Here is a 12,255-nt window from a genome sequence, read left to right as displayed (position 1 = left end):
CTCACTCGCATGAACATATTTAATCAAACTTGATAAAATCAGTATAATTAATATCATCTGTTCCATTTACATTAGCTTGTGTGCTTTTCTCCTCATTTACTTTTACTTCATTTTTCAAAACTTGATGTGCTTCATTTGGTGAAACCTCATCAACTTTCTCAATTTTTTCAACAGCTTCATCAAGTTTCTTAAATTCTTGATTCCTTCTATGAAAATTTTCTAACGCTTTTTCTTTATCTTCCATGCCATACAGCCACCCAACTTCATTCCTCCCATTCTTTGTGTAGACGGTGCTAACAACTTTCAATTCCTTTAACTTTCCCATTAAAAAATCTTTTAGTTCTGACTCTTTTATTGCCAAATTATCAAAGTCAATATCAAGCAATCCTATTAAATACATTAACTGATTTTTTCCTATATCATTTACACTTGCCTCATCATAGACTAATACATTTTTTGTTAATCTATAATCTCTATCTATTAAGCGCAATTTGAATTTCCACATTTCATACCGATTTTGGTTTTTATCTATTTTATCTGATTCACATTCAATATTTTCTATAAAAAAATCATATACATCATCTTTTAATAAACCACCTTTCTTATTTTTTATATTTATCAAATCATTCAAATTAATCATATCATCATCCTTTCTTTCAATCTTACAAATACATATTATTACATAACTATTAATTCCATCAACCAAATTTTACGCAGTTTCAAATTTTTATTATGCATCAGTTACGTTTTTACTATCATGGGTTACATTTTTACCCCTCTCGGTTACAAAAATAGCTATGCTGGTTACACATAAAAACCGCTAATTTTTCATTAAAAATAGCACATAAACCCTTCATAAACATTGATATATCAATGTTTATAACTACTACCTTAATTTTAATATAATTAATTTATCTATTACGGTTACACTGGTTACACTATTTTTAGAGTTAAGATATAAATTTATTTTTTTTATGTAGAGAAGAAAAAAATCCTAATAAACCTTTTAGTCAAAAAAGCTGTAACTGGTGTAACCGATGTAACCGCAACAAATGAAATCCATGAGCGCAAAAAAACCATGCGTTTATACTCGCATGGCTACATCTATGACCTATGATATTTTGGCTTATTACTTATGTGTGGTTATTGCTATTATGCCTTTTCCTTTGTAGGAAGAATCACCTCAAATAAATGCGCTTCTTTATCTACGCCTAATTTTTCTTTATCGGCTTCAGGAACAGCCTCTATTTTCAAGCGTTCAAGTGGTAATTCAATGCCATCCACTTCTAAATCATCTACAATTTGATTAATACTAACGGTTGTTTTATGACCACCCTCTGCATTTCTAAGACCATAAAAAGTATCTTCCTCATTGCTGAATAAGATAAATAACTTTGTTTTATTGCCTTTTTTATCAACACCAAATTTGAAGAAACCTAATTGATGTTCGTCTAAATATTCCTTTAAAATTTTTGACGTAGTTAACCTTGTAAACTCTCTACCTGTATCATTATATACTTGTTTTCCGATTTTTAAGAACATATATTTATTCCCAGCACCGTAATATCTGCTTTTATCATTTTTATTATCTTTCCAGTTCACAAAACCATCTCCTTATTACATATCATTAGTTAATTATATTGTAAATTAAACAACCAAAAATTCCAACCATAAAACAAAAAAGGTGCTGATTCCATAACCAACACCTTAATATTTATTTAAAATCCAACTATACAATCATTCTATAAAGCACATCTATCCTCCGCATCATAAAAATATTTTAACATCATGAATATCTCTTGTTTTGTTAATGTAACCTCACCTATCTTAATCGACTTACCAATAGATAAATTGATAAATGTTTCAAATGTAACTGTTTTCGCTTCTTCATTATAAGTACCTCTTATCTCATGAAATCCGCTTATCTCTGTGCTAATGATGGTTGCCATATATACCAGCCCCCTTTGCGATTGCTTTTGTTAGCAATGCTGTATATAGCATCATGCGTTTAACTCGGTGATATGGGTAATCATTCGCTTTATAGCGTTCGGCATGTTTACGATAAATGGATTTACTTTGCATAATCTGTTCAAATGTGCGTTGTTTCACCTTGCTCAACCTCCTCAAAATAGTGAAGCATGGTTAGTACATCTTCTTTTGTCAATTCAATTTGCCCCATTTTAAAGGGTGGACGAGTAGTATAGACTGTATATTTATCAAACGTAGCTACTTTGTATTTAGCGTCATAACGTGCGTGAAGCTCATGTAAGCCGTAATTTGTTGTGTTAATAATGGTTTTCATATGTGTAGCTCCTATAAATAATCTCTTAAATCTTTTGCTACTTCTTCAACATCTAAGTCTAAATATTGCGTTGTAACGGCTAAATCACTATGTCCAAGTGCTTTGCTGATTAAAGCTATGCTTGCACCCTTATCATGTAAATTCTTTGCATAGGCTCTTCTAATAGCGTGAGCATTGATATTTTCTAAATTATATCGCTTCGCATATTTATTAAGCTGCTTAGATATGGCACAATTTGATGATTTACTTGTATTCATTGGTGTGCCATTTTGTGTAATAAAGACATTGCGATTATCTGTGCCGAAATGAGTACGAATGCCTTTATTAAGCTCAATCAATATTTTAAGCATTTCAACGACTTCCATATCAATAGGCAACTTTAAGAATTTGTGATTTTTTAATATTGAGCCATCGAGATTTAAGCACATATTTTCAAAGTCAATATGGCGCTCTCTAAGCTCCCCCAATGTGCGAATCCGAATACCTGATTTGTACATCAACTTAATTGCACAAGCATCTCTAAAGCCAATGAATGTTGTTTGGTCAATCAATCGAAGAAGCCTATCTATATCTGATTCCTTTGCTCCTTTTTTCACTTCTTTATCAATTTTAATTTGAATATTGCTCCAGAAGCGGTCTTTAATCCAACCATTATTATAAAACTTACTCAGTACGGCTTTAATGGATTTTAATCGAATTAATTTAGTTGCTGGTGTAACCTCTAAAACATCCAAATAGTGATACATCTTATCAATATTAATATCCTCTACATATTCGATATGGCACATTTCTACAAATTGCTGAAAAATATACGCATAGCTTTCAATTGTGCGTTGCCTATTGCCAGCAATACGCATTTGATGAAAAATCGTTTCAAGTGCTTTCTGAATTTCTTTATCATCTTTCCTTAGCTCTTTTTGCTTGTTCGATATAGCTACTACATCACCGCTTACTGCAAATACGCCATGTTTTCTACTTCTGGACATACAAAAAACCTCCCAATTATTTTAATTAGAAGGTCTAAGAATCGTTCAAATATGTTATTTTTCTCTAGGGATGAAAATAGGGATATTCAACAAGAGTTCAACTCCCGTTCAATATCCCTAACCTCGAAAATCGTTGATATACCGCCGTTTATAGGCTGGTAAAAAATGGAGACGGCGGGAGTCGAACCCGCGTCCAGAAGCTCCAATACGCCGGCTTCTACGCGTGTAGTTTGTCTATTTGCAGTTCACGTGGCATTATGCCGACAGACAGGCGTCCTGCACGCTAGCTTGGAAATCTCTTGCCGGTGACTCAAGCGGCACCACCGACCGTATCCCACTTAAAGTTGAGCCCTGCGTACTGCACATGGGTGATGCAGAGGCAGAGCGCCTACGAGCTTACGCTGCGAAAGCTAAGTTTTGTTGTTTGCCAGTTATTATATAACTTCCGTTGATGACGGAGCCGAGACCTCCGACGCGCGACCAGAGCTTGAACCACCCCTGTCGAATCCGTAACGTCCCCGGATAATAATCCGGTTTGTAAACCGTATACGGTCAGCTCTGCTTAATGCAGGCTGTAAAATGAGCAACGTATGAGTAGTTGCTCGCTGGCATTGTAGTCACTATTATAAGACAAAGATAGTCAAACATCAAGTGATATTGCTTGTTAAATTTTTCATTTTGTTGAGTAGCACGCCCTTAATAGCGTGCTGTTCAACATTAGCGTTGGCGATCCTTGAAAGCACGTTCCATTTCACGCTTTGCTTCTTTTTTGCGTAGATCATCGCGTTTATCGTGGTCCTTCTTCCCTTTACCGAGACCGATTAATAGTTTTGCATAACCGTCCTTAATGTACATTTTTAATGGCACGATTGTGTAGCCATCGCGTTTGACTGCGCCTACTAGCTGACCGATTTGTCGTTTGTGTAGTAGGAGCTTGCGGTTGCGTAGTGGGTCGTGGTTGAAGCGGTTACCTTGGTCGAATGGGCTGACGTGCATGTTGTAGACCCATGCTTCACCATTGCGTATGCGAATGTGCGAGTCCTTTAGTTGGACTTTGCCTGCGCGGATTGATTTGATTTCTGTGCCTGTTAGGACGAGGCCTGCTTCGTATATTTCTTCGATGAAGTAGTCGTGTCCTGCTTTTTTGTTTTGGGCTAGTACTTTGCCCGTTCCTTTTGCCATTTGTTACACCTCACAGCGAGCTGCTCACGATTTGTGTGAGCAGCTTATTCTCATTATATCTTGTTTTATTTTCTCTTTTTCTTTTTGCCTTTTTTAGCGACGCCTTCGTAGAATTTTGGTTTGTCCTTTGCTTTGTCGTCTTTGCGGCGTCCGCGTGGGTCACGTTCAGCTGTTTTGCTTTTTTTGCGTCCTGGGCGTTCATCGTCACGCTTTCTTCTGTCACGGCGCTCTGAGCGTTCGCCACTTTTCTTTTCACTGCGTCCTGCATGAATAACCTTTGGTGTAGCTTTGCGTGGACGTCCACCGTGTGATGTGACCATACCAACAACTTCAAAGTCGATGGATGATTCCTCGATAACTACGTTTGCGACACGTACTGTCACTTCATCACCGATATGGAATTGGCGTCCTGTGCGCTCGCCGATTAATACCATTTGGCGGTCATCGAAGCGGTAGTAGTCGTCTGTCATATTGCTAATATGGACAAGGCCTTCTACCGTATTTGGTAGCTCGACAAACATGCCGAAGTTTGTCAAGGATGATACCATGCCGACAAATTCTTCACCAATTTTATCAAACATAAATTGTGCTTTTTTCAGTGCGTCTGTGTCGCGCTCTGCTTCTACAGCACGGCGTTCGCGCTCTGATGTATGGTCAGCTATTTCATCCATCGCTTGCTGCCATTTGAATACCGTTTCCTTTGATGTGTCACCATTAATTAAATACGTGCGAATCAAGCGATGCACGATTAAGTCTGGGTAACGGCGAATTGGCGATGTGAAATGCGTGTAATAGTCTGTCGATAAGCCGAAATGCCCTAACGATTCTGGATAGTATTTTGCCTGCTGTAAAGAGCGCAGTAGCATCGTTGAAATAACTGGCTCCTCAGGCATCCCTTCAATCGAGCGAATAATTTCCTGCAATGCTTTTGGATGAACAGAGTTACCTGTTCCTTTTATGACTAAGCCAAAATTCGTTACAAACTCAAAGAAGCGCTGTAGCTTTTCTGGTTTTGGGTCTTCGTGTATACGATAAAGGAATGGTAGCTCCATCCAGTGGAAATGCTCGGCAATCGTTTCGTTCGCAGCAAGCATAAATTCCTCGATTAAGCGCTCCGCTACTGTGCGTTCACGCAGCACAATATCGGTTGGCCAGCCTTCTTCATTCACTAATACTTTTGATTCCTTGAAATCAAAGTCAATTGCTCCGCGCGCCATACGCTTTTGACGTAAAATAGCGGCTAGCTCTGCCATTTGCTGAAACATCGGTACAAGCTGCTCATAGCGTTGTAGTAGCTCTGGATGCTCATCAGGCTCCTCTAAAATTTTATAAACATCTGTATAGGTCATACGCTCTGTTGTGTTAATAACACTTTGGAAAATTTCGTGCTGCACAACTTGCCCGCTACCATCAATTGTCATTTCACAAGATAGTGTCAAGCGGTCTACTTGTGGATTCAATGAACAAATACCGTTTGATAAGCGGTGCGGAATCATTGGAATTACGCGGTCTGTTAAATAAACAGATGTGGCACGCTCATATGCTTCTTGGTCTAATACAGAGCCCTCTGCTACATAATGGCTCACATCCGCAATATGCACACCAAGCTTGTATGTGCCATCCGCATTTTTCGTTACGGTTACGGCATCATCTAAATCCTTGGCATCTGCGCCATCAATTGTCACAATGACTTCATTGCGTAGATCACGACGCCCGATTAAATCCTGCTCTGATACTTCATCAGATACTTGCCCTGCCGCATCAACAACCTCTTGCGGAAATTCAGGTGGGATATCATATTTATAAAGAATCGATAAAATATCAACACCAGGGTCATTTTTATGCCCTAATATTTTTGTCACCATACCCGAAGCCGATTTAATTTCATCTGGCCATGCGGTTACTTCGACAACGACCTTATGTCCATCTACTGCGCCGAGTGTATCCTCTTTGGCTACATAAATGTCCATATTTAATTTTTTATCATCAGGTATTACAAAACCAAAGCCACGATTTGCTTGGTATGTACCGACGAAAGTCGTTTTGCTACGCTCAACAATTTTCGTAATCGTTCCTTCACGACGGTCGCCTGATGATTCATTTAATACGCGGATTAATACCGTATCACCATTTAATGCACCATTAATTTCATGTGGCGGGATAAAAATATCATCCATACCCTCTTCCTCAGGTGCAACGAAGCCGAAGCCTTTTGCATGGCCGATAAAGCGTCCGCGCAATAAATTCATGCGCTCTGGCAAGCCATAGCGATTGGCACGTGAGCGTACGACATAGCCCTGTGCTTCCATCTTTACTAATGTTTTGACAAGCTCTTTAAATTCCTCTGCTTCAATCATGCCAAAGGTATCTTCAATTTCTGAAACGGTCATTGGCTTGTACTCTTGACTTTTCATCAGCTCTAGCAAGCGCTGCTGTAAATCATTTTTTTGCGTCATTATTGTCCCTCCTCACTAACAAACATCTCTCTTTCCCATTAGTCAACATGCCAATCAAGTGACTGTAAAAAGGCATACACATCCTCATGTAGCTGTTCCTTTTCTTTATCTAGTGTAATGACATGTCCTGAATTGTCATACCATTTCATCGATTTCTTTAAGGATTCCACACCTTCGTAAATCATATTCGCGGAATCTGGATTAATTACGTCATCTTTTGTTGCCTGCACGACGAAAATCGGTGCATAAATCATATCAATTTCGCGGTATACATCGTCAACAAGCTTTTGCAAATCCTTTAAGGACGGCATGCCCTGCTGACGAATCGCTTGCAATTCTAGTTCGATTTGCTCGTCAGTTTTTCCTTCATATTTTTTATATTGCTTTGCATAGTCTAGCACACCGTCAAACATAATATCTAATGTGCGCATCGTCATCGGTGAACACATTGTCACGATGCCCTTCACTGGAAAGTTCATTGCCAGCTTTAATGAAAAAACACCACCAAGGGATAAGCCCGCAACCGCAATTTCCTCATAGCCTTGTTCCTTTAAAAATTGGTAGCCATTCTGCACATCCTGCCACCACTGACTTGGATTCGTCACGAGTAGCTCCTCTGGCGGTACACCATGCCCCTTATAATGTGGCGCATGAGAAGTGTAGCCCTTCTTCTCTAAAAAACGTCCAAGCATGCGCACATCGGCAGAGGTACCTGTAAAGCCATGCAATAGCAGTACAGCTCGCTTCCCCGCTTGAAAGAAAAATGGTTTTGGCTGTGTTAATTTCATTGTTTTGTCCTCCATACTTTTCAACAATTGCCCGTCTAATTTACATTATAAAGTAAAACAACCAATGATGGCGAAAAATCGAGCTTTTCTTTTAGGATTTGTCATCTACTACCCAAACTTTATATCGGTCAGCTGTTGATTCTGTCATTACTTTCAATTCTTTTATCCCTGAAAGCCTAAAAGCTAAAGAATAGGCTATTTTATAATCTCGTGTATCATAGCCATCATAAAGTCGAGCGTAAATTTCATTAGCTATTGAATCAGCCCACACATCAGCTTCATGTAAGCTGTCAAATATAATATCCTCCCTATTCCATCTCGTCACCATCTATTCCCCCTCGAAAAAATGCTTAAACAAAAAGCCGCCACATAAGTTTTCACTTATGGACAGCTTGTCTCACTTTAATTAAATTTTTGTAATAGCAAGTGTTAAAATAAAGAAAATTACCGCTAATACGATTGTTGTGCGGTGTAAAATTAAATCCATACCGCGCGCTTTTTGTTTACCGAATAGTTGCTCCGCTCCACCAGAGATGGCCCCTGATAAACCTGCACTTTTACCTGATTGTAATAATACAGTAACAATTAAAGCAATCGAAACGATAATAAGTAAAGTCATTAATAACGTATGCATACGTCCACCTCCTGCATCCCAAACATTGCAACAAGATTCATTATACCAAATGCCTTTCTATATGACAATGCGAAATATTTCAAGTCACTTGCATCTCCTATTCTTATCATCTAGGATAAATATAAGATTGGAGGTCCTAGCTATGCAAAAAATTTTAATTATAGAGGATGAGCCACAAATTGCACGTGTTTTGCAATTGGAGCTTGAATTTGAAAACTACGCAACAAAGGTAGCACATACAGGAGCAGAAGGATTAATTGCCTATCGCGAGGAGCAGTGGGACCTCGTATTGCTCGATGTGATGCTGCCTGAGATGAACGGCTTTGAAGTATTGCAGCGCATTCGGAAAAAGGATGATACACCTGTAATTTTGCTCACAGCAAAGGGGCTCGTTGAAGATAAGGTAACGGGACTGGATTTAGGGGCAAATGATTATGTCACAAAGCCCTTTGATTTTGAGGAATTGCTCGCCCGTATTCGTGCTGCTTTGCGCACAAGAACTGTACAGCACGAGGAACAACTGAGGTTTGCGGATTTATTTTTAAATGAGCAGACACGCGAGGTGACGCGTGCGGGACAAGCAATTCATTTAACGCCACGCGAATATGATTTACTCGTTCATTTTTTAAAGCATCCACAGCATGTGCAAAGTCGAGAGCAAATTTTAACGACCGTTTGGGGCTATGATTATTTTGGCGATACGAACGTTGTTGATGTCTATGTTCGTTATTTGCGTCAAAAAATTGATGCAGTAGGTACTCCCCTGCTTCATACAGTACGCGGTGTTGGTTATGTCTTGAAGGTAGCGAACGATGAAGCTTAAAACGAAGATTAATTTATTTTCGACATTGCTTACATTATTTATTATTACGACAAGCTTTACAGGTATATTTCTGATTTATCAAAAGCTCGCCTTTCAAAATGAATATACACAGCTGCAAAATCGCGCAGGTGAATTAATGAGTGGGATGAGCAAGGTAGATGCCAACGTGAATATTAGCTCCTTTTTGCGTGCGTATATCCCGTCAAATGGTGCTTTGCGCATCGTAGACGAGAATGATGAACAGCTAATGAATATGCAGGCGACGGCAACTGTTGAGCGCATCCCTTTCGTATTAGAGGAAAATGCCGATTATACGATTTCTTATTGGAAAGATATGCCTATCATCGCAACCAACTATCCGCTTATTTGGTCAACAGGTGAAGTTGTTACATTACAATTGATTGAGCCATTGCCTAATATTGCGCAAAACATTGCCCTTTTAAAATGGATTTTAATTGCTATGGCATTAGTTGCAATTATTCCAATTTATTTAGCGAGCTCGATTTTAGCAGGTATTATCGCAAAGCCAATTCAACAGCTGACAACGACAATGCAGCAAAACATTACAACAAATCGCTATGAGCAGTTACCTTTACAGCAAAATAAAAAAGATGAAATTGCGGAGATGACAACGACCTATAATGCGCTAATGCATCGTTTAGAGGACAATTATTTGAAGCAGCAGCAATTTGTTGGCAATGCCTCACATGAGCTGAAAACGCCGCTCACTGTTATCGAAAGCTATGCCAAGCTTTTGCAGCGTCGTGGCTTTCAAAATGAGCAGGTCGCTTACGAGGCGCTAACAGCCATTACGAAGGAAACAGCAAATATGCAGGATATGATTACACAAATGCTACAGCTTGCCTCTGTCAACGAAAATGTTGAAATTGCTTCATCTCAGACAAATATTGAGCCGTTATTGCAGGAAATTGCCATGACAATGCAGCAGGCCTATGCGCGTGAAGTTCGCATAGAAGGCAATAGCTTTATGTTGATGACAGATGCTGCGAAATTAAAGCAGCTGCTCTTTATTTTTATTGATAATGCGCGTAAATATAGCGATCAGCCCATTACAGTAACAATGACAGATAAGCAAATTATTATTGAGGATACAGGTATCGGTATACCTGAAAAGGATTTACCACATTTATTTGAGCGCTTTTATCGTGTTGATAAAGCGCGTAATCGTAAAACAGGTGGCACTGGGCTTGGTTTGGCAATTGCTAAGGAGCTAGCTGATTTACTGCATTTAACGATACAAATTAGCAGTGCTGTCGGTGTTGGTACAACTGTGACAATTTCGAGTAAGGATGTGATGATACATGAATAGAAAGGTCATTTTATTGTTGATTGCAACATGTATCGTTAGCTATTTCCTCTTTTCTGGATTGAATAACATTATGCAAAAGCAGCCGCTAAGTGAGGCCGATGTGCAACAGCATATTGAAAATTTATATGCAGGTGAAGTCAAGTCAATTGCGATGGAGGATGATATCGCTATAGTATCCTTTGCCACAGCAGAGGGTATTTACCAGGTCAATGTTGATTTAGAAAATAGGCATCCTTCCAATTTAACACTTGTCCATCAATTTGTAGCACAGATAGATGAAAAGAAAGAAGTTGTTACAAAAGACAATTCCAAAAGTGATATAGTGCAAGAAAATACAAAACAAGTAGAACAAAAAACTGATACAGTACAAAAGCCAGTGGAACAGCCTAAGACGAATGAGCAAGTCACTAAGCCACAAACAAAGCAGCCTACTCCAGAAAATAAAAGCTATAAAATCTCTCAAGAGCAGGCAATTCAAATTGCGCTAAAGGAGCAGCCTGGCATTGTTGATAAGGCAAAATTTAAGAAAACGGATGATGGCGGCACATATGAAATTGAAATAGAGCATGGCGACTATGAAACAAAGTTTGTTATCCATGCTATTACAGGGAAAATTATAACTGTAGAATTCGATGATTAAATTCTCATTAAATTCTAATGTTGCTCTCACAGTCATCTCATTTTCATTTTTTATAATGAGACTATAAGCAACAGAAGGAGTGTATGAGAAATGAAAAAATATTGGATTATTCCTACGGTACTTGTCGGCATGATTGGTGGTTATATTTTCGCACAAAATGACTTATCTGGCTCAGCGGAAAAAGCGGCAACAATTACAGCTCAGCAAGCAAAAGAACTGGCATTAAAGCAATTTGAAGGACAAATCATTGATTTTGATTATGATGGCGATGACAGAATTCCACATTATGAAATTGACGTAAAAACTGCAACGGAAAAGCTAGAGCTTGAAGTGAATGCGAAAACTGGCGCAGTAACAGTTGTTGAACGTGAAGCATTAAATGCAACAAAACAAACGGCAAACTCAATTACAGAGCAACAAGCAACAGATATTGCCTTAAAGCAATTTGCAGGGCAAATCATTGATTTTGATTACGATGGCGATGACAATATTCCACATTATGAAATCGAAATAAAAACAGCGACAGAAAAAATAGAGCTTGAAGTGGATGCACAAACAGGTGCAGTAACGATCGTTGAGCGTAAGACTTTAAATACAGCTAAGCAACCTGTTAATACACAAAATCTTATTACAAAGCAACAGGCGATGGATATTGCGTTAAAACAGGCTTCTGGTCAAGTAACAAAGGCTAAGCTAACTTCTAAAAATAACAAAGAGATTTATGAAATCATCGTGCGTGACCGCAGCATCGTCAACACATTTGATATTGATGCAAAAACGGGGGCTGTTTTAAGTCATAATAATTGGGACAATAAAAATTCTCATAATGAAAATGCCACTTCAAATGTATCTAACAAGCCAAGCAACTTGATTTCGTCACAGCAGGCGATTGCGATTGCCCAAAAGCAAGTCGCTGGTAAAGTGAAAAAAGCTAAGCTTGACGAAGATGATGGTCGCTATATTTATGAAGTTGAAATTAAAGATGGCAAAATTGAACACGAATTTGAAATTGATGCACAAACTGGAGAAGTTTTAGAGTATAGCATTGATGACTAGTTGTCATTTTGAGCTGTTCGAAAAGCGGCGCATTAGCCTGCTTTTCGAGCAGCTCTTG

The 12,255-nt window shown here is 38.7% G+C and carries 15 protein-coding genes and 1 other RNA gene; 4 read left to right on the top strand and 12 right to left on the bottom strand.

Annotation, left to right across the window (positions count from 1 at the left end):
* Nucleotides 1-19: 19 nt before the first annotated feature.
* The 12 genes from R6U77_RS10005 to secG all read right to left on the bottom strand — a co-directional run bounded on the left by R6U77_RS10005 (nt 20) and on the right by secG (nt 8,348).
* On the bottom strand, nt 20-640 hold the full coding sequence (locus R6U77_RS10005) for a hypothetical protein (RefSeq protein ID WP_319835539.1): 621 nt from the start codon (nt 638-640) through the stop codon (nt 20-22).
* 512 nt (nt 641-1,152) lie between these two features.
* On the bottom strand, nt 1,153-1,602 hold the full coding sequence (locus R6U77_RS10000) for a hypothetical protein (RefSeq protein ID WP_319835538.1): 450 nt from the start codon (nt 1,600-1,602) through the stop codon (nt 1,153-1,155).
* 140 nt (nt 1,603-1,742) lie between these two features.
* Nucleotides 1,743-1,949, bottom strand: coding sequence for a hypothetical protein (locus R6U77_RS09995; RefSeq protein WP_319835537.1), 207 nt, complete (start codon nt 1,947-1,949; stop codon nt 1,743-1,745).
* Nucleotides 1,933-2,109 carry a hypothetical protein gene (locus R6U77_RS09990; RefSeq protein ID WP_319835536.1) on the bottom strand — a complete coding sequence of 59 codons (177 nt, stop codon included), beginning with the start codon at nt 2,107-2,109 and terminating at the stop codon, nt 1,933-1,935. Before R6U77_RS09990 ends, R6U77_RS09995 begins: the two co-directional genes overlap by 17 nt.
* Nucleotides 2,090-2,302: a hypothetical protein gene (locus tag R6U77_RS09985; protein WP_319835535.1), complete on the bottom strand. Its 213-nt coding sequence runs from the start codon at nt 2,300-2,302 to the stop codon at nt 2,090-2,092. The genes R6U77_RS09990 and R6U77_RS09985 overlap by 20 nt, the downstream gene beginning before the upstream one ends.
* A gap of 11 nt (nt 2,303-2,313) precedes the next feature.
* On the bottom strand, nt 2,314-3,288 hold the full coding sequence (locus R6U77_RS09980) for a tyrosine-type recombinase/integrase (protein WP_319835534.1): 975 nt from the start codon (nt 3,286-3,288) through the stop codon (nt 2,314-2,316).
* 163 nt (nt 3,289-3,451) lie between these two features.
* Nucleotides 3,452-3,808: a transfer-messenger RNA gene (gene ssrA / locus R6U77_RS09975) on the bottom strand.
* 197 nt (nt 3,809-4,005) lie between these two features.
* On the bottom strand, nt 4,006-4,470 hold the full coding sequence (gene smpB / locus R6U77_RS09970; protein ID WP_319835533.1) for an SsrA-binding protein SmpB: 465 nt from the start codon (nt 4,468-4,470) through the stop codon (nt 4,006-4,008).
* Between the two features lie 65 nt (nt 4,471-4,535).
* Nucleotides 4,536-6,926 (bottom strand): ribonuclease R, encoded by a 2,391-nt coding sequence (rnr, locus tag R6U77_RS09965; RefSeq protein ID WP_319835532.1) that lies wholly within the window; start codon nt 6,924-6,926, stop codon nt 4,536-4,538.
* Between the two features lie 38 nt (nt 6,927-6,964).
* Complete coding sequence (locus R6U77_RS09960; RefSeq protein WP_319835531.1) at nt 6,965-7,714, bottom strand: alpha/beta hydrolase; 750 nt, start codon at nt 7,712-7,714, stop codon at nt 6,965-6,967.
* 91 nt (nt 7,715-7,805) lie between these two features.
* The gene (locus tag R6U77_RS09955) at nt 7,806-8,042 is read right to left on the bottom strand and encodes a hypothetical protein (protein ID WP_319835530.1); all 237 of its coding nucleotides are present in this window, start codon (nt 8,040-8,042) and stop codon (nt 7,806-7,808) included.
* Nucleotides 8,043-8,120: 78 nt separating this feature from the next.
* Nucleotides 8,121-8,348 (bottom strand): preprotein translocase subunit SecG, encoded by a 228-nt coding sequence (secG, locus tag R6U77_RS09950; protein ID WP_293928243.1) that lies wholly within the window; start codon nt 8,346-8,348, stop codon nt 8,121-8,123.
* A 142-nt stretch (nt 8,349-8,490) separates the two neighbouring features.
* Between secG and R6U77_RS09945 the strand changes: the two genes are divergently transcribed.
* The 4 genes from R6U77_RS09945 to R6U77_RS09930 all read left to right on the top strand — a co-directional run bounded on the left by R6U77_RS09945 (nt 8,491) and on the right by R6U77_RS09930 (nt 12,197).
* A complete protein-coding gene (locus R6U77_RS09945; RefSeq protein WP_319835529.1) occupies nt 8,491-9,171 on the top strand; it encodes a response regulator transcription factor in 681 nt (226 codons plus the stop codon).
* On the top strand, nt 9,161-10,501 hold the full coding sequence (locus R6U77_RS09940) for a sensor histidine kinase (protein WP_319835528.1): 1,341 nt from the start codon (nt 9,161-9,163) through the stop codon (nt 10,499-10,501). The genes R6U77_RS09945 and R6U77_RS09940 overlap by 11 nt, the downstream gene beginning before the upstream one ends.
* On the top strand, nt 10,494-11,141 hold the full coding sequence (locus R6U77_RS09935) for a PepSY domain-containing protein (protein WP_319835527.1): 648 nt from the start codon (nt 10,494-10,496) through the stop codon (nt 11,139-11,141). Before R6U77_RS09940 ends, R6U77_RS09935 begins: the two co-directional genes overlap by 8 nt.
* A gap of 90 nt (nt 11,142-11,231) precedes the next feature.
* Nucleotides 11,232-12,197, top strand: coding sequence for a PepSY domain-containing protein (locus R6U77_RS09930; protein ID WP_319835526.1), 966 nt, complete (start codon nt 11,232-11,234; stop codon nt 12,195-12,197).
* The last annotated feature ends 58 nt before the right edge of the window (nt 12,198-12,255 follow it).

This window comes from Lysinibacillus louembei (assembly GCF_033880585.1).
In the GTDB taxonomy this organism is placed as follows: Bacteria; Bacillota; Bacilli; order Bacillales_A; family Planococcaceae; genus Metasolibacillus; species Metasolibacillus louembei.
Note: the sequence above shows the minus strand (reverse complement) of the source record. Positions and strands in the feature narration are given on the sequence as shown.